This is a genomic window from Actinoplanes palleronii (assembly GCF_016862315.1).
Lineage (GTDB): Bacteria > Actinomycetota > Actinomycetes > Mycobacteriales > Micromonosporaceae > Actinoplanes > Actinoplanes palleronii.
In genome coordinates this window covers 31,808-48,379 of sequence record NZ_BOMS01000041.1, presented here as the reverse complement: position 1 = coordinate 48,379, position 16,572 = coordinate 31,808, and the positions used below count along the sequence as shown (strand labels likewise).

The 16,572-nt window shown below is 69.7% G+C and carries 20 protein-coding genes and 4 tRNA genes; 10 read left to right on the top strand and 14 right to left on the bottom strand.

Annotated elements, in window-relative coordinates:
• Nucleotides 1–20 precede the first annotated feature (20 nt).
• The 11 genes from rplA to Apa02nite_RS14475 all read right to left on the bottom strand — a co-directional run bounded on the left by rplA (nt 21) and on the right by Apa02nite_RS14475 (nt 6,456).
• The gene (gene rplA, locus Apa02nite_RS14525; protein ID WP_067696080.1) at nt 21–737 is read right to left on the bottom strand and encodes a 50S ribosomal protein L1; all 717 of its coding nucleotides are present in this window, start codon (nt 735–737) and stop codon (nt 21–23) included.
• 75 nt (nt 738–812) lie between these two features.
• Nucleotides 813–1,535: a transcription termination/antitermination protein NusG gene (gene nusG / locus Apa02nite_RS14520; RefSeq protein WP_067696077.1), complete on the bottom strand. Its 723-nt coding sequence runs from the start codon at nt 1,533–1,535 to the stop codon at nt 813–815.
• Nucleotides 1,536–1,581: 46 nt separating this feature from the next.
• Complete coding sequence (gene secE, locus Apa02nite_RS14515) at nt 1,582–1,965, bottom strand: preprotein translocase subunit SecE (protein WP_203825440.1); 384 nt, start codon at nt 1,963–1,965, stop codon at nt 1,582–1,584.
• Nucleotides 1,966–2,073: 108 nt separating this feature from the next.
• Nucleotides 2,074–2,146: transfer RNA gene (locus Apa02nite_RS14510), tRNA-Trp, on the bottom strand.
• Between the two features lie 80 nt (nt 2,147–2,226).
• Entirely contained in the window at nt 2,227–2,622 is a 396-nt protein-coding gene (locus Apa02nite_RS14505) for a MaoC/PaaZ C-terminal domain-containing protein (protein WP_067696071.1), read from the bottom strand.
• Nucleotides 2,622–3,074: a MaoC family dehydratase N-terminal domain-containing protein gene (locus Apa02nite_RS14500; protein WP_067696068.1), complete on the bottom strand. Its 453-nt coding sequence runs from the start codon at nt 3,072–3,074 to the stop codon at nt 2,622–2,624. The genes Apa02nite_RS14505 and Apa02nite_RS14500 overlap by 1 nt, the downstream gene beginning before the upstream one ends.
• 73 nt (nt 3,075–3,147) lie before the next feature.
• A complete protein-coding gene (gene rpmG / locus Apa02nite_RS14495) occupies nt 3,148–3,315 on the bottom strand; it encodes a 50S ribosomal protein L33 (protein WP_014687739.1) in 168 nt (55 codons plus the stop codon).
• Nucleotides 3,316–3,424: 109 nt separating this feature from the next.
• Nucleotides 3,425–3,497 (bottom strand) — tRNA-Met (locus Apa02nite_RS14490).
• Between the two features lie 47 nt (nt 3,498–3,544).
• Nucleotides 3,545–3,617, bottom strand: a tRNA-Thr gene (locus Apa02nite_RS14485).
• A gap of 95 nt (nt 3,618–3,712) precedes the next feature.
• Nucleotides 3,713–6,244 carry a putative bifunctional diguanylate cyclase/phosphodiesterase gene (locus tag Apa02nite_RS14480; RefSeq protein WP_203825439.1) on the bottom strand — a complete coding sequence of 844 codons (2,532 nt, stop codon included), beginning with the start codon at nt 6,242–6,244 and terminating at the stop codon, nt 3,713–3,715.
• A 53-nt stretch (nt 6,245–6,297) separates the two neighbouring features.
• Entirely contained in the window at nt 6,298–6,456 is a 159-nt protein-coding gene (locus Apa02nite_RS14475) for a hypothetical protein (RefSeq protein ID WP_203825438.1), read from the bottom strand.
• A gap of 245 nt (nt 6,457–6,701) precedes the next feature.
• On the opposite strand from Apa02nite_RS14475, the gene Apa02nite_RS14470 reads away from it, so the two are divergent.
• Nucleotides 6,702–7,097: a hypothetical protein gene (locus Apa02nite_RS14470; RefSeq protein ID WP_203825437.1), complete on the top strand. Its 396-nt coding sequence runs from the start codon at nt 6,702–6,704 to the stop codon at nt 7,095–7,097.
• A 4-nt stretch (nt 7,098–7,101) separates the two neighbouring features.
• Here Apa02nite_RS14470 and Apa02nite_RS14465 read toward each other — a convergent pair whose 3' ends face one another.
• From Apa02nite_RS14465 to Apa02nite_RS14455, 3 genes are all read right to left on the bottom strand, one after another.
• Complete coding sequence (locus Apa02nite_RS14465) at nt 7,102–7,914, bottom strand: sulfurtransferase (RefSeq protein WP_203825436.1); 813 nt, start codon at nt 7,912–7,914, stop codon at nt 7,102–7,104.
• 77 nt (nt 7,915–7,991) lie between these two features.
• Complete coding sequence (locus Apa02nite_RS14460; RefSeq protein WP_239164317.1) at nt 7,992–8,627, bottom strand: LysE family translocator; 636 nt, start codon at nt 8,625–8,627, stop codon at nt 7,992–7,994.
• Nucleotides 8,628–8,681: 54 nt separating this feature from the next.
• A complete protein-coding gene (locus Apa02nite_RS14455; RefSeq protein WP_067696056.1) occupies nt 8,682–9,173 on the bottom strand; it encodes a YajQ family cyclic di-GMP-binding protein in 492 nt (163 codons plus the stop codon).
• Nucleotides 9,174–9,321: 148 nt separating this feature from the next.
• On the opposite strand from Apa02nite_RS14455, the gene Apa02nite_RS14450 reads away from it, so the two are divergent.
• The 9 genes from Apa02nite_RS14450 (at nt 9,322) to Apa02nite_RS14410 (ending at nt 16,066) form a co-directional block, all read left to right on the top strand.
• Nucleotides 9,322–9,402, top strand: a tRNA-Tyr gene (locus tag Apa02nite_RS14450).
• 183 nt (nt 9,403–9,585) lie between these two features.
• Nucleotides 9,586–10,473 carry a zinc metalloprotease HtpX gene (gene htpX / locus Apa02nite_RS14445; protein WP_203825435.1) on the top strand — a complete coding sequence of 296 codons (888 nt, stop codon included), beginning with the start codon at nt 9,586–9,588 and terminating at the stop codon, nt 10,471–10,473.
• Between the two features lie 161 nt (nt 10,474–10,634).
• Entirely contained in the window at nt 10,635–11,903 is a 1,269-nt protein-coding gene (locus Apa02nite_RS14440; protein WP_203825434.1) for an MFS transporter, read from the top strand.
• Between the two features lie 78 nt (nt 11,904–11,981).
• On the top strand, nt 11,982–12,458 hold the full coding sequence (locus Apa02nite_RS14435; protein ID WP_203825433.1) for a DUF1707 SHOCT-like domain-containing protein: 477 nt from the start codon (nt 11,982–11,984) through the stop codon (nt 12,456–12,458).
• Between the two features lie 36 nt (nt 12,459–12,494).
• The gene (locus Apa02nite_RS14430) at nt 12,495–13,061 is read left to right on the top strand and encodes a TetR family transcriptional regulator (RefSeq protein ID WP_203825432.1); all 567 of its coding nucleotides are present in this window, start codon (nt 12,495–12,497) and stop codon (nt 13,059–13,061) included.
• Nucleotides 13,058–14,065 (top strand): LLM class flavin-dependent oxidoreductase, encoded by a 1,008-nt coding sequence (locus tag Apa02nite_RS14425; protein ID WP_083971715.1) that lies wholly within the window; start codon nt 13,058–13,060, stop codon nt 14,063–14,065. Before Apa02nite_RS14430 ends, Apa02nite_RS14425 begins: the two co-directional genes overlap by 4 nt.
• 19 nt (nt 14,066–14,084) lie before the next feature.
• On the top strand, nt 14,085–14,891 hold the full coding sequence (locus Apa02nite_RS14420; RefSeq protein ID WP_203825431.1) for a GNAT family N-acetyltransferase: 807 nt from the start codon (nt 14,085–14,087) through the stop codon (nt 14,889–14,891).
• On the top strand, nt 14,888–15,547 hold the full coding sequence (locus Apa02nite_RS14415; protein WP_203825430.1) for an MOSC domain-containing protein: 660 nt from the start codon (nt 14,888–14,890) through the stop codon (nt 15,545–15,547). The genes Apa02nite_RS14420 and Apa02nite_RS14415 overlap by 4 nt, the downstream gene beginning before the upstream one ends.
• Before the next feature lie 207 nt (nt 15,548–15,754).
• The gene (locus Apa02nite_RS14410; RefSeq protein ID WP_239164316.1) at nt 15,755–16,066 is read left to right on the top strand and encodes a GNAT family N-acetyltransferase; all 312 of its coding nucleotides are present in this window, start codon (nt 15,755–15,757) and stop codon (nt 16,064–16,066) included.
• The last annotated feature ends 506 nt before the right edge of the window (nt 16,067–16,572 follow it).

The window sequence follows — 16,572 nt, the reverse complement described above, 5'->3', positions numbered from 1 at the left end:
TCGACGTTCGAGTCAGGCGATCAGTTCTGGTTCTCGCCGCGCAGGTTCTTCACGACGAGCGGGTCGATCTGGATGCCCGGGCCCGTCGTGGTGGAGACGGTGACCTTCTTGAGGTACTTGCCCTTGGCGGCGGACGGCTTCGCCCGCAGGATCTCCTCGAGCACCGACGCGTAGTTGTCGACCAGCTGCTCGGCCGTGAACGACGCCTTGCCGATGATCAGGTGCAGGTTCGAGTGCTTGTCCACCCGGAAGGTGATCTTGCCGCCCTTGATCTCGTTGACGGCCTTGGTCACGTCCATGGTGACGGTGCCGGTCTTCGGGTTCGGCATCAGGCCACGCGGGCCGAGGATGCGGGCGATCCGGCCGATCTTGGCCATCTGGTCCGGCGTCGCGATCGCGGCGTCGAAGTCCAGCCAGCCACCCTGGATCCGGGCGACGAGCTCGTCGGTGCCGACCTCGTCAGCGCCGGCCGCGACGGCCTCTTCGGCCTTCGCGCCCTGGGCGAACACGATGACGCGGGCGGTCTTGCCGGTGCCGTGCGGCAGGTTGACCGTGCCGCGGACCATCTGGTCGGCCTTACGCGGGTCGACACCGAGGCGCATGGCGACCTCAACGGTGGCGTCGAACTTCGCGGAGCTGGTCTCCTTGGCGAGGGCGACCGCGTCCTTGGGCTCGTAGAGCTTGTCGATCTCGATCTTCTCGAGGGCGGCGCGGAACGCCTTGCTGCGGTGCGACATGTTTTTACTCCTGTGGTTGTTGGCGGGACCGCGCGACGACGGTCCCTCCCACTGAGATCACCGGTTTGCCGGTGATCAGATCTTGGTGACCTGGTTGAAGTTCAGCTCGACCGGGGTCTCCCGGCCGAAGATCGACACCAGGACCTTCAGCTTCTGCTGGTCAGCGTTGATCTCACTGATCGACGCCGGCAGCGAGGCGAACGCGCCGTCGGTGACCGTGACCGAGTCGCCGACCTCGAAGTCGAGCACCTTGATCTCGGGCTTCGACTTCTTCTCCTCGGTCTGAACGGCCGGGGCCAGCCACTTCAGCACCTCGTCGAGGGAGAGCGGCGCCGGACGGTCGACCCGGTCGGTGGCGCCGACGAAGCCGGTCACACCCGGTGTGTTGCGCACGCAGGAATACGACTCCGGCGTCAGGTCCATCCGGACCAGGATGTAACCGGGGAAGACCTTCGCCTGCACCTGGTTGCGCTTGCCGTTCTTGACCTCGACCTCTTCGCGGGTCGGCACCTCGACCTGGAAGATGAACTCCTCCATGTCAAGGCTCGTGATCCGGGTCTCGAGGTTGGTCTTGACCTTGTTCTCGTAACCGGCGTAGGAGTGCACCACGTACCAGTCGCCGGGCGCGTAGCGCAGCTTCTGCCGCAGCTCCTTGACCGGGTCGTAGTCCTCGTCGGCCTCGGGCGCCTGGGCCTCCACCGGCGTTTCGTCAGCCGACTCGACCTCGACCGACTCGTCGATGTCCGGCGACGACTGCTCGTCAGCGGACTGCGCGGTCTCGTCGTCGTACTCAGGCACGCTCGCTCACTTCCAGATAAGTCACTCGGTTCGGGGTCGCGACGGGCTAGGACTTGCCGCCGAGCGCCCAGAGGATGCCCTTACCGAACCCGTAGTCCAACACCGCCACGAGCGCCGTCATCACCGTCACGAACGCGATCACGACGCCGGTGTAGGTCAGCAGCTCCTTGCGCGTCGGCCAGATGACCTTGCGCAGCTCGCTGATGACCTCGCGGAAGAATCCGCCGATCCGGCCGAAGACACCGGTGCGCTTGCGCTCCCGCTTGGTCTTCGGGGTTTCGTCGTCCTTCGTACGCTCGGCGACCGCGGTTCCGCCGCCGCGGCTTACCGGCGTGTCGTCGGTCTCGGGGGCGTCGTCACCGGCGGCGGCATCGGGGAGCAGCTCGTCGTCGCCCGGGACGTCGTCACCGGAGCGGTCCTTGTCGGCCACTGCGCCCTACTTCCGTCGTCGGTGGTGTTGAAGTTCCTGTCAGCACTCGACCGGACGCGGGAAGTTGAGCGACCCGCGCACCGGGCGGGCACGTCGAGGAGAATTGCGCAGGGGTGACAGGACTTGAACCTGCAGCCTGCGGTTTTGGAGACCGCTGCTCTGCCAATTGAGCTACACCCCTTTGCGGGACCGTCGTCTTGCGACTCACAGCCCCACGGCGCACCAGTGTACGGGTACGCCCTTGGTTATCCCAACCCGGGCCTACCGCTTCCTGACAAGCGCCTGTGCCAGAGACAGTACCTTGTCTCCGTGGCACGTGGCAGTCAGGGCGAGCTTGGTGTCGCCGTCCTCGGTGACTTCCTTCACCGTGGCCGTGACCACGACCTCGGTGCCCTCGTCGGTGTCCGGCACCGGCACCGGCCGGGCGAACCGCACGCTGAACTCCTTGACCGCGTCCGGCGCGCCGGCCCAGGCGGTCACCGCGCGGCCGACCAGGGCCATCGTGAACATGCCGTGCGCGATCACCCCGGGCAGGCCGACACCTGTCGCGACCCGGTCACTCCAGTGGATCGGGTTGAAGTCGCCGGAGGCGCCGGCGTACCGGACCAGGTCGGCCCGGGTGACCCGGAAGGTCTGCGGTTCTGACACGTCAGCCATCAGGCGTTCTCCTCGCCGCGCTGGACCAGCTTCGACCACACCGTGACGACCGGCTCACCGGCCTCGGTGCGCACCTCGGTGCGGGTGGTGATGAACCAGTGGCCACCCCGCGTGGTGATCTCGTCGACCGAGTTCACGCAGACCAGCGCGTCGCCGGCCACCACCGGGCGGGTGTAGGCGAACCGCTGGTCGCCGTGCACCACCCGGCTGTAGTCCAGGCCGAGCGCCGGGTCACCGATCACCTGGCGGCTGGCCGACATGGTGATGGCGACCGGGAACGTCGGCGGGGCCACCACGTCCGGGTAGCCGAGCGCACGGGCGGCCTCGGGGTCGTGGTACTCGGCGTCGGTGGCGCCGATCGCGCGGGCGAACTCGCGGATCTTCTCCCGCCCGACGAGGTAGGTCTCGGTGGGCGGCCAGGTGCGGCCGACAAACGTCTGATCCAGGGGCATACCCCACAAACTACAATGCGCCGCCCGGAGTGACTCCGGGCGGCGCAAAGAGAGAACTATGTGGTGCGAGGGCTCAGCGAGTCTCGCGGTGCAGGGTGTGCTTGCCGTCGCGCGGGCAGAACTTCTTCAGCTCGACGCGGTCCGGGTCGTTACGCCGGTTCTTCTTGGTGATGTAGTTCCGGTCCTTGCACTCCGTGCACGCCAGGGTGATCTTCGGACGTACATCTGTCGCCTTGGCCACGGCGGGGTGCCTTCCTGCTAACGGAATCTCGCTTGACGACCAGTCAGCGTAGACGCTCGGTCGGTCAACCTGCAAATAGGGCCCCGGATGAGGCCCTATTGTAAATAAGTAGCGGTGGCCGGACTTGAACCGGCGACACAGCGATTATGAGCCGCTTGCTCTACCATCTGAGCTACACCGCCGAGTCAGGCTCACGTTCAGCGCCGGGCGGCGGGAACGAGCCCGGTAGAGCCCCCTTACGGAATCGAACCGTAGACCTTCTCCTTACCATGGAGACGCTCTGCCGACTGAGCTAAGGGGGCTTGCCGCTTGCGATCACTCGCTCGCTGCAGAAGTAAGACTACACGGCCCCGGACCCGGGGTGAAATCGGTACCCCCAACAAACCGAAGACGCAGGTCAGATGACCGCTCGGAGCCTGCGCACCTCGCCCGTCGGCGTGCTCTCCGGCTCGGTCTGAGCGCTCAGCCAGGCCTCCAGCCGCTCGAACGGCAGCGGCCGGCTGAAGAGGTAGCCCTGACCGATTTCGCAGCCCATCTCCTCCAACAGCCCGAGGGTCAGCTCGCTCTCCACGCCCTCGGCGACCACGGTCAGGCCGAACTCGCGGGCCAGCCCCACCACCGCCCGGACGATCGCCAGGTCACCGGTGTCGGTCGCCATCCCCTGCACGAAGGTGTCGTCGATCTTCACCTCGTGCACCGGCCACTGACGCAGGTAGCCGAGCGAGGAGGCGCCGGTGCCGAAGTCGTCGACGCTCAGCCGGACACCCAGGTCGCGCAGGCGATAGAGGCTGGGCAGCACCCGCTCGATGTCGCTCAGCATGCCCGGCTCGGAGATCTCGAAGGTGACCTGGCCGGGCTCCACCCGGTGCTCCTCCAGCAGTTCCTGGACCAGGTCCGGGAAGCGCGAGTCGAGCAGGGTGCGCGCCGACAGGTTGACCGCGATGGAGAGCGGGCGGTCGGCGTCCGCCCAGAGCTTGCAGTGCCGCAGGCCGGCGGTGAGCACCACCTCGGTGAGCCGGGCCAGCTGTCCGGTGTGCTCGGCCACCGCGACGAAGTCCTCCGGGGCGACCTCGCCGTGCGCCGGGTGCACCCAGCGGGCCAGGCACTCGACGCCGATCACGTGCCGGTCGGCGAGCGTCACCTTGGGCTGGAAGTAGACCTCCAGCTGGTCGTTGTCGATCGCCCGGCGCAGGTCCGCGGCGATACCCAGCCGGCGGACGGCCCGGGACTCCAGCGCGGGGTGGAACGGCTGCACGCCGTACGGAAGGGCCTTGGCCGCGTTGGCCGCCAGCTCGGCCCGCTGGAGCAGGGTCTCCGGGTCGCTGCCGTGGTCGGGGTAGACCGAGACGCCGACCGCGGTGTCCACATCGAGCGTGAGTGAGCCGACCGCCATCGGGCCGCGCAGCCGCTCGCGCATCTTGGTGGCCAGCTCCAGGGTCTCGTCGATCCCCTCGGTCCGCAGCGTCACCATGAACTCGTCGCCGCCGACCCGCCCGACCAGGGCGCCCGGACCGGCGATGCCGCGCAGGCGCTCGGCCACCTCGGCGAGCAGCTTGTCGCCGGCCGCGTGGCCCATCGACTCGTTGACGGTGCGCTGGCCGTCCACATCGAAGAGCAGCACCGCCACCACCTCCGCCTCGACCTGCACGGTCACCGACTCGGCCAGCGCGTCGATCATCCGGCGGCGGTTCGGGAGGGCGGTGAGCCGGTCGTGATAGGCGTCGTAGCGCAGGCGGTCGACCAGGCGGGAATTCTCCACCGCCACCGCGACATGGGCCGCGATCGTCTCCAGCACCTGCACGTCGGCCGGGCGGAAGGTGTTGTAGGGGCCGAGCCGGTTCATCACCTCGAGCGTGCCGATCGTGGTCTGCCCCGAACGCAGCGGAACCACGATCAGGTCGCGGGCATTCGCAGATCGCAGCTCAGCGCGCCGGTCGTCGGTATCCTCAAGCTGTGGTCCGACCGCGATCGCCCGGCCGTCCCGCACCACGCCGTCACGGACCGTCACGGGAGTCGGGGAGATGTCGAACAGCCCGGCCTCGTCGTCGACCCGGGAGGTGAGCAGCACCTCCGGGTGCCGGCCCTGCGGGGCCAGCCACAGCGTGGAGAACTCGGCACGCATGAGCGTGCGGACCCGGCCGAGCAACACGTCGGGCAGGGCCCCGTCGGCCGCCTGGTCCCGCACCGCGAGGGTGAGCTCGTAGACCTCGGCCAGGGTGCGGTGCTGCCGGAAGAAGTCGGTGAAGGAGCGGAAGACGAAGACCAGCGCGGCGGCCAGGACCGCGAGCAGCAGGATCGCCCACCAGGTGGTGTCGACCACGAGCAGGACGACCAGACCGACCGCGATGTTGATCGCGGCGGTGATCAGGGCCGAGAGGCCGGCGCGCAGGGCGACCTGGCCGGCGTAGCGGCCCTGGACCACGGCGATGACGCTGGCGACGGCGATGTGCGAGGCCATCGCGCCCGCCATGACCGCGGTGAAGAGGACCGCCCAGGTGGCCGGTCCGACGCCTTCGGCCTTCGGCAGCGCGGCGATGACGATGAGGGTGACCGTCGCCCGGGCCGCGGAATTCGCGACGTTGAAGAAGAGCTTGGTCGGTTCCATCCGGATACGCAGGAACGACGCCGCGGCACCGACCGTCACCGCGAGGATCACCATCGGCGGCGAGAGGTAGTGCAGAGCCAGGACGAGCGGGATCTCGGTGATCGTGACGGAATACGTCTGCCGCCGAATGAAGATGTTGGTCACGGCCAAGCCGGAGGCGAAGAGTCCGACAGCTGCGAGCAGGCCGCCGGCCCAGTGGTGATACCAATTGTCGTCGGCGATCGAGAACCCGATCAAGCCGAGCATCGCGAACAGCGCCAACGGGCCAGTGATCAGCCAGGCATAGTCAGAGGAACGTCTGCTCGATGGGCGACGCCCGCTCATGACTCTCCTTGGTCAGTCGATCTGCCCGCGAGGTCGCCAACCGTTGGGGTTCGTCAGCCCCAGACGCTCTCGAGCGTGTGGTAGAGGACCGCGGAAGTGCCGGCGACCTCGTCAGAAGCTCCCGCGAAGCCGAGACCACCGATCGCCACTGCGAGCGCCAAAACCAAGCCGACAAAGCGGCCCAGCTTCTTTGAAGACATGTCGGCTCCCATGTTTTGCACGTCGCTGTTTTACAAGCACCATGATGGTGCCACACCGCCTGTGCGACAGGGAGTGTTCAACAGCGGGTCGCGGTGGCGCTCCGGTAAAACCTGGCCGAACGGCTGAGTCGACCATGGCTGTCCTCGTTGAAGAATTGGCGGCTTTATGGGCGATTTATTGGTAGAAGTGAGAACAATTCACCAAGGCCCGTCAAGACTCCTTGACGTCAGGCTGACTTGACGGCCAGAGTGGCCTTATGGCGACTCCCGACGAGTTGGAACGACAGCACACGCTGATCACCGCTACTCGGCGTTATGACGACCTGCGGATGCGGGACGCCCTCGCGGCCATGAACCCGGATCACGACACCTCCGGCCTCTCCCCCACCGAGATCCTCGAGATGCTCGCGCTCAGCGAGGTGGTGATCCGCAAGGCCGGGTACGGCCGGCAGGCCATGGTCCGGTCCGCGCGAGCCGCCGGCACCTCGTGGACCCAGATCGGCGCCGCGCTCGGCAGCAGCAAGCAGGCCGCCTGGGAGGCGCACCAGCGCTGGATCGAGGAGCAGACCCGGCTGCACGAACAGGCCGGATACCAGGGCCTTGACCCGGACGCCGCGGACGCCGCCCGGGGGCTGGCCGGCCGCCCGGACTGAGCGGTCAGTCGCCGGTGGCGGCCGGGCGGTCGGTGGCGGCGTACTGCGACCACGATCCCGGGTAGAGCCGCCCCTGGCCCAGGCCGGCGTGCTCCAGGGCGATCAGGTTGTGGCAGGCGGTCACACCGGAACCGCAGTAGGAGATCACCTCGGCGGTGCCGTCCGCGCCCGCCGCGGCGAACCGGTCGCGCAGCTCGGCGACCGGGAGGAAGCGGCCGTCCGGTGTCACGTTGTCGCGGCAGGGCAGGTTGCGGGCGCCCGGGATGTGACCGGGACGCGCGTCGACCGGCTCGGTGTCGCCGCGGAACCGGGGTGCGTCCCGCGCGTCGAGCACCACGTGGCCGCCGTCGGCGGTGGTGTCGGTCAGCGAGGCCAGCCGCTCGGCCGGCCACTCCCGCGGGGTGAAGTCGGCCCGCGGCGGGGACGGGACGTCGGTGGTGAGCTCACCGTCGTACGACAGAAGGCCTCCGTCGAGGAGCGCGGCCTGGCGGCCGATCGACCGCAGCAACCAGATCAGACGAGCGGCGATGACGCCGCCCGCATCGTCGTAGGCAACCACCCGGTCCGCGTCGCCGATGCCGGCGGCGGACATCGCCGCGGCGAAGACCGCCGGATCCGGAAGCGGATGCCGGCCCTCCGCCGGCGAGGCCGGAGCGGCAAGCGCGGTGTCCAGGTCGATGAAGACCGCGCCGGGCAGATGACCTTTCCGGTACGCCTCGGCGCCGGAACGACCGTCGAGGTACCAGCGGACGTCGGCCAGGATCACGTCACCGGCGTTGGCGCGCAGCCAGGCCAGGTCCACCACGGGGTCGATCACGCTCGCCACCTGCCTAACGGTTTCTCATCAGCCGAATTCTGTCACCGACTGGAGTTCTGTCACCGGCTGGAGTTATTTCATCGGCTGGACAGGCCCAGGCGCAGGCCGAAACCGATCAGGACGGCGCCGGTTCCGGCATCGACGCTACGCCGGACCGCGCGCCGGGCCAGGAAGCCACGCGCCGCCTGCGCGCCGAAGATGATCAACGTGAACCAGGCCAGGCCCTCCACGTCGTGCACCAGGGCCAGCAGCAGGCCGACGCCGAGCGGCGACTCCCCCGGCGGCAGGAACTGCGGGATCACCGCGATGTAGAAGGCACCGATCTTGGGGTTCAGCAGGTTGGTGAAGAAACCTTTGCCGAACGTGCTCCACAGGGTCGGCGCCACCGGCGCGGCAGCCGCCACGTCATCGGCGGCGGCGGACCGGAACGCGGCGCGGACCATCCGGGCGCCGAGGTAGAGCATGTACGCCGCGCCGGCCACCCGGAGCGCCGTGTAGGCGACGGTGGACGCGGTGAGCAGCGCGGAGACCCCGACCGCGGCGGCCGCGCCCCACACCAGGGCGCCGGTGCCGATGCCGAAGGCCGTGGCGAAGGCGGGACCGCGGCCCATCGTGACGGCCGCGCGCAGCACCAGCGCGGTGTCCAGGCCGGGCGTGATGGTGAGCAGGGCACCGAGGACGGCGAAGGAGAGGACGGCGTGGGTCAGATCCATGTGCGCATTCCTGCTCCTTCTCCGAACCCGGCGATGATCAAGCCATTCGGGTGATCAGCGGTAGTTGTCGAACTGCAGGGCGACGCCGAAGTCCTCCTGCTTGAGCAGGGCGATCACCGCCTGCAGGTCATCGCGCTTCTTGCCGGTCACCCGGAGGCTGTCGCCCTGGATCTGGGCCTGCACGCCCTTCGGGCCCTCGTCCCGGATCTTCTTGCTGATCGCCTTGGCCTTGTCGGTCTCGATCCCCTCGACGATCTTGAGATCGATCTTGAAGGTCTTGCCGGACTGCCGGGGCTCCCCCGCGTCCAGGGACTTCAGCGAGATGTTCCGCTTCACCAGCTTTTCCTTGAACACGTCGAGCGCGGCCAGAGCACGATCCTCGGTCTCGGACGTGATGGTGAAGGCCTCTCCCGACTTGGCGAGCTCGGTGCCGGTGCCCCGGAAATCGAATCGGGTGCTCAGCTCCTTCTCCGCCTGGTGGAAAGCGTTGTCGACCTCCTGCCGGTCGACCTTGCTGACGACGTCGAACGACGGGTTGGCTGCCATGATCAGACTCCTGCGGCTGGGTGCTTGTCGATGTCGCTCACGGGCCGGTGAGGACCCCGCGACATGCCGACCGTACCCGGTTGCGGACCGGCCCCGCGGTACGGCTATTCTGATGTCCGCTGCTGCGGGAAACCACGGCAGTTGCCCAGGCGGATTGCCCGAGCGGCCAATGGGAGCGGACTGTAAATCCGTCGGGAAACCTTCGCAGGTTCGAATCCTGCATCCGCCACAGGCAGGAAGAACGGCCCCGGTGTCCACGGAAACGTGGCGCCGGGGCCGTTCTCGTTGCGGCGGATGACATGTCACTCTCCGGTGTGCCCAGCGAACTCACAGCGACCTCGGGGATGAACGTGCAGGAAGTTCGCGTTCTCTGGAGAGCGGGTCACGAACCCGCTCGCTGAAGGAGTCGAACGTGCACAGCCATCACAACGGACTCAAGACTGCCGCCCTGCTCGGCGCGCTCACCGGTCTCATCCTGGCCGTGGGGTACTGGCTCGGCGGCAGCACCGGACTGGTCATCGCGGTGGTCTTCTCGCTGGTCACCAATGCGGTCAGCTACTTCTTCTCGGACAAGATCGCGCTGCGGGCGATGGGCGCGCAGCCGGTCAGCGAGGCCGAGTTCCCGGCGTTGCACCACATGGTGCGTGAGCTGGCTCAGCAGGCGGGGCAGCCGATGCCGCGCCTCTACGTCTCACCGTCGATGCAGCCGAACGCGTTCGCGACCGGGCGGGACCCGGAGCACGCGGCGGTCGCCGTGACGGTCGGCATCACCCGGATCCTCGACCAGCGTGAGCTGCGCGGCGTGATCGGTCACGAGCTGTCGCACGTCTACAACCGGGACATCCTGATCTCCAGCGTGGCGGGTGCGCTGGCCGGGATCATCACGATGTTCGCGCAGCTGGCGATCTTCCTGCCGTTCGGCGGGTCGGACGACGAGGACTCACCGAACCCGGCGTCGCTGCTGCTGATGCTGATCCTCGGCCCGCTGGCCGCGTCGGTCATCCAGCTGGCGATCAGCCGCAACCGGGAGTTCCAGGCCGACGCGTCCGGCGCCACCCTGACCGGGGACCCGCTCGCGCTCGCCAGTGCCCTCGAAAAGATCCACTACGGTACGCAGCGGGTGCCGCTGCCCGCCGACAGCCGGCTCACCAGCACGGCGCACCTGATGATCGCCAACCCGTTCGCGGGTGGTGGCCTCTCCGCGCTGTTCTCCACCCACCCGCCGATGGCGGAGCGGATCAAGCGGCTGCACGAGCAGGCGTCACTCACCCGTGGGGCGGCTCGGCCTTACCTGCGCTGATCCGTACAAAAGACTGCGCTGATCCGTACAAAAGAAAGACCAGGAACCAAACGGCGGGCGGTGAGGAGCGCTACAGCGGCCTTTATTTCCGTGATGTTTCGGTGGCGCGGCGTTAGCGTCGGAGACCTTCCCGCCCGCCGCGCCCCTCGGAGGTCCCGCCCGTGACCGCATTGCGTCAGTACCTTGGCGTGTGGCAACTGCCGGGCGGGCGGACCCTGCTGGTCGTCGGCATCCTGGCCCGGCTCGGCACCGGCATGACACCGCTCGGACTGCTCCTGCTCGTCGAGCAGGCCACCGGGCGGTACGCCGCGGCCGGGCTCGCCGGCGGCATCTACGCGCTGGCCGGAGCGGCCCTCAGCCCGGTCGCCGGACGGCTCGCCGACCGGATCGGCCCCGCCCGGATCCTGCTCGCCACCGGGATCCTGCACCCGCTCGCGCTCGGTGGCGTGCTGCTGGCCACCAGCGGCGGCGAGGACGCGCTGCCCTGGATCTTCGTGGCGTCGGCGGCGGGCGGCGCGACCTATCCCACGCTGACCGCGGCGATCCGGCGCGCCTGGACCGACATGACCTCGGTCGGCACCGGGCAGCACGGGCTGCGGGCCGCCGCGATGGCCGCCGAGACGTCACTCTTCGAGCTGGTCTTCGTGGTCGGTCCGATGCTCGTCGCGGTGTTCATGGTGATCACCGGGCGACCGGCCACCGCGCTGATCTGCTCGGCCGTGACCACGCTCGTCGGTACGACGTGGATCTCCCGCCTGCCGGTCATGCAGCACCGCGGCGCGATCCACCCCGACCACGTGACGAAGGGGCTCGGCCCGCTGCGGGTCAGCGGCTTCCCGGCGCTGGTGCTCTGCGCCGGCGCGCTCGGTGTCGCGTTCGGGGCGGCCGGCGTGATCGTGCCGGCCTACGCGGCGCAGCACGGTGGCGGCGATTCGCTGGGCGGGGTGCTGCTCGGAGTCTGGGGTGTCGGCAGCGCGATCGGCGGCATCTGGTTCGGCACCCGGCACCCGGACATGGCGCTGTCCCGGCAGTTCGCCTGGCTGCTGGGCGCGGTCGCGGCGAGTTTCGTGGTGCTGGCGCTGATGCCCGGCCCGGTTTATCTGGGTGCGGCCCTGGTGCTCGGCGGCGTGGTCATCGCGCCCGCGCTGACCGTGGTGAACAGCCTGGTGAGCCGGGTCGCCCCGACCGGGATGCTGAACGAGGCGTACACCTGGATGGTGACCGTGTCGGTCTCCGGCAGCGCCGCGGGTGGTGCGCTGGCCGGGGTGATCGTCGACCAGCCGGGCGGGCTGCCGTGGGCGTTCCTCTTCGCGGCCGGGGTGCTGTTCCTGGCGGCCACGGTGGCCGCCGCGCCGGAGGGTCCGGTGGCGCGGGCCGACCGGCGCGCGACGATCCGGCTGGACGACGCGGTCGCCGCCGAGGCGATCTGAGCGGCACGCCGCCCCCACCGGTTGGTCTGGTTTGGATAGCCTGACGGCGAGAGACGGCGTGCGCGAAGGAGTCCGGCCATGGCCAAGGAAGTCACCGGTCCCGGCCGGCGTGCGGAGCGGCTCGACACCCTGCGCGCGGCCGACACCGACCGGCAGCAGGTCGCCGAGCAGCTGAAGGACGCGCTCGACGAGGGCCGGCTGTCGCTGCACGAGTACGACGAGCGGGTCGCCGGGGCCTACTCCGCTCAGACGTACGCGGAACTGGTTGTCCTGGTCCAGGATCTGCCCCGGCCCGGAGTCAGCGCGGCCGAGGTGCAAGCCCGGCAGAGCGCCGAGGCACGGCGCGCGGCACGACGGCTGCCGGTCGCGCTGATGGTGCTCTGGACCATCCTGGGCTCGCTGGCCGCGGTCAACGTGGTGGTGTATCTGCTGGTCTGGGCGACTGTCGACGGCTACGTCTACCCCTGGCCGGTCTGGCTGACGGTGCCCGGCGCCGCCCTCGGAGCCGTCACGGTCGGCGTCCAGGTGATCCGCCGCCACCAGCGCCGGTTCTAAGTTGCACTCAGTGCACGCCGCGCTAGTGTCGGGAGCGTGCGACAACGCAGCCCGGAGACCTGGCGCCTGATCCGTGACTCGGCCGTCGATCTGATGGCCGAGCGGGGCTTCGACGCGGTCTCGGTCGACGACATCGTGACCAGCGCCGGGATCTCCCGCCGGACGTATTTCAACTACTTCGCCGGCAAGGAGTCGGTGCTCTTCGACCCGGACCCGGACGACCCGCGGCTGTGGGCCGAGCTCACCGCCGCCCGGCCGCCGGGCGAGCCGCTCTGGACCGCGCTGCACCAGCTGATCCTCGGTTACACGGCGGCCACCGCCGACCGGATGATCCGGCAGCAGCGGGTGGTCGGCGCCTCCCCCGAGCTGAGCGCCTGCTCGCGGGACACCTGCGATCGGTTCTGGGACGCCGTCCGCGACTGGGCCGCGCACCGCGGCACCGCCGCGACCGACCTGCAGCTCGACCTTCAGATCAACACCGCGCGCACGGTGCTCAACACGGTGGCGCCGCGCTGGGACACGCACACCGGCATCGCCGGCCTGCACCGCTTGATCGACGAGGGCTTCACCCTCCTGCAATCTCCGGAATGGACGACCTCATGACCCGCGTACCGCTTTCCGTCCTGGACCTGGCCACCGTCCGCGAGGGGCACAGCAGTGCCGACGCGCTGCGCGGCACCGTCGACGTCGCCAAGACCGCCGACGAGCTGGGCTACTCCCGGTTCTGGGTGGCCGAGCACCACAACATGCCGGCCGTCGCGTCGACGACGCCGCCGGTCCTGATCGGTGCGGTCGCCGCGCAGACCCGGCGGATCAAGGTGGGCTCCGGCGGGGTGATGCTGCCGAACCACATGCCGTTCGTGGTGGCCGAGCAGTTCGCGCTGCTCGAGGCGCTCTACCCGGACCGGATCGACCTGGGCATCGGGCGGGCGCCGGGCACCGACCAGGCCACCGCGGCGGCGCTGCGCGGGGTCTCGCCCTACCTGACCGTCGAGCAGTTCCCGGAGCACCTGCAGACCGTGCTGGGGCTGCTCGGGGACGAGCGGGCGGCCGGCAAGACCGGGCGGCTGATGGCCACCCCGGCGCCGGAGACGTTCCCCGAGGTCTGGATCCTCGGGTCGTCGACCTACGGCGCGCAGATCTCGGCGGCGCTGGGCCTGCCGTTCTGTTACGCGTACCACTTCGCCATCGCGTCCGACGTGGACAGCGCGCTGCAGCTCTACCGGTCCGGCTTCCAGCCGTCCGAGCGGTTCCCGGAGCCGCACGTGATGGTCAGCGCCTCGGTGATCGCGGCCGAGACGACCGAGGAGGCGCAGTATCTGGCCGGCCCCAGCCGGATCATGGCGCTGAGCCTGCGCACCGGACGGCTCGGCCCGATCATCTCGCCCGCCGCGGCCGCCGAGCGTGAACTGTCCGATCTGGATCGGCAGATGCTGAACTCGCTGCCCGGCACCCAGTATGCGGGCACCGCCGACGAGGTGGTCGCCGACCTGGACGCCCTCGTCGAGCGCACCGGCGCGAACGAGCTGATCCTGGCCGGAACCACCTACGACCCGGCGACCCGGCAGGACACCCTGGCCCGAATTGCGAAGGCGTGGGGCCTCTAGGCCGCCTTAGGATGGCGGCATGGCTTGGCAGCTGACGTCCGATGTGGAGGAATTCGCCGCGGTCACGGGCGAATTCCTCAGGTCCGCGCCGGTCCGGCACACTGTTTTTCTCACGCTTGTCGACACCTTGCGATCGCGAGGACCGCATGCGTACGGACCGGAAGACCCGTTCTTCGGCTGGTGGACGACGCCCGGTGCCGCGATCGGGGGTGTGCTCCTGCAGACGCCACCACACCCGGTGCTGTTCAGCGAGCTGCCGGCCGACGCTGTCCCGGCGGCGGTCACCGCGCTCGCCGACCGGCCGATCGCCGGGGTGAACATGCTCGCCGGCGACATCCCGCGATTCGCCGGTGATCGGCCGTACGTCGCCGGCATGCGGACCCGGCTGCACCGGCTCGGCGCCCTGACCCCGCCCGAGCCGGCCCCGCCCGGTGTCGCGCGACCGGCCACCGCCGCCGACCGGGAGCTGCTGGTCGACTGGTTCACCGGCTTCGACGCGTCCATCGGCGAGCGCGGGCCCGGTGTCGACGCCATCGTCTACTCCCGCGTCACGCTCTGGACCGACGACGGCGTGCCGGTTGCGATGGCGGTCCGCTCCCGGCCACAAGCCGGGATGGTACGCATCCTGACCGTCTGGACACCTCCCGAGCTGCGGCGGCGCGGCTATGCCGGCGGGGCGACGGCCGCCGCCACCCGGGCCGCGCTCGACGAGGGCGCGAGCGAGGTGGTGCTCTACACCGACCTGGCGAACCCGACCAGCAATGCGCTTTACCACCGGCTCGGCTATCGGCCGGTGGAGGATCGAGCGATGGTGGAGTTCAGATGACGACCGGAACAGCGCTGTCGGTGAACGTCGGCCCGCCCGCGCCGAGCCTGGGCAAGGACGTGCCGACCACCGGGATCCACAAGCAGCCGGTGACCGAGCCGGTGACGGTGCGCGCGCCCGGGCCGAAACGCAGCGGCCTGCACAGCGGCGTGGTCGGCGACCACATCGGCGACACCTTGCACCACGGCGGAGACGATCAGGCCATTTATGCGTACGCCAGCGAGGACTACGCGTGGTGGTCCGCCGAGCTGGGTCGCCCGCTCCCGCCGGGGCTGTTCGGGGAGAACCTGACGACGTCCGGGCTGGACCTGGTCGGCGCGGTGATCGGCGAGCGCTGGGAGTTCGGGTCCGGGCTGGTGCTGCAGGTGACGTTCGGGCGGATCCCGTGCGTGACGTTCCAGAACCGGATGGCGGAGCCGCGCTGGGTGAAGCGGTTCGCCCGGGAGAACCGGACCGGGGCGTACCTGCGGGTGGTCGTTCCCGGCCCGCTCGGCCCGGGTGACCGGATCGCGGTGGTGGACCGGCCGGCGCACGGGCTGACGGTTGCCGAGGCGTTCGAGATCTACATGCACGACCAGTCCCGGCTGGCGAGGCTGCTTGACGCCCCGGAGCTGCCGCCGGACCTGCTGGTGGAGGTCACGGAGCGACTTTCCTGACCTGCCCCGCCGAGTGTCTTCCCAGCGCGGTGCTCTCCCCGCCGGCATGGCCTTCCCAGCGTCGCGGACTTCCCGCCGGCGCGCGCTTCCCAGCGCGGTGATCTTCCCCGCGGCGCGCGCTTCCCAGCGCGGTGATCTTCTCGCCGGTGTGGGCTTCCCGGCGGGGTGATCTTCCCGGCGGCGCGGACTTTCCGGCGGGGTGATTGGATGGCCGGTATGGAGATCGTGGTGACCGATGTGCCGGACAAGGGACGCTTCGAGGCCCGGGACGAGGCCGGGGCGCTCGCCGGGGTGCTGACCTACCAGATCACCGGCCCGATCATCGTGTTCACGCACACCAAGGTCGACCCGGAGTTCGAGGGGCACGGGGTGGGTTCGGCGCTGGCCAAGGCGGCCCTGGACGACGCCCGTGCCAAGACGCGAACGGTCGTCCCGATGTGCCCGTTCGTCTCGGAGTGGGTCGACAAGCACCCGGAGTACGAGCCCTTGATCGCCCGCTCCACCCGCCGCGTCAAGTAGCCCCACCCCCACCCGCTCCTCCCCGCTCACCCAGCCCCGCCCAGCCCCGCTCAGCCCCGCCCCGCCAGCCCCGCCCAGCCCCGCCCGGCCCAGCCCAACCCGACCCAGTTCGGCCCGGTTCGGCCCGGTTCGGCCAAGTTCGGTTCGGCCCCGCCCGACCCGACGAGCACCCACGGTTCCTGCAAAGTGGCCCATTCCCACCCGAAAGCGCTCGCCAGCCCGGCCCAGCGAGCGCCCATAGTGGGAATGACGGCTCCGAAACGACGATGGGCGCTCGCCGACAGCGTGGCTGGCGCTCACGGCGGTCAAACCGGACACGACACAGCCCTGACCACCAGCCACAGGCACCCAGCTGGTCCTGGGCGCCGCTATGACAGGCCGATAACGGCCCTCACAACCAGCCGGAAACGCCCAGCTAGCTGCCAGCGCCGTTACGACCGACCCATAACGGCCCCCACAACCAGCCGGAAACGCCCAGCTAGCTGCCAGCGCCGTTATGAACTGGC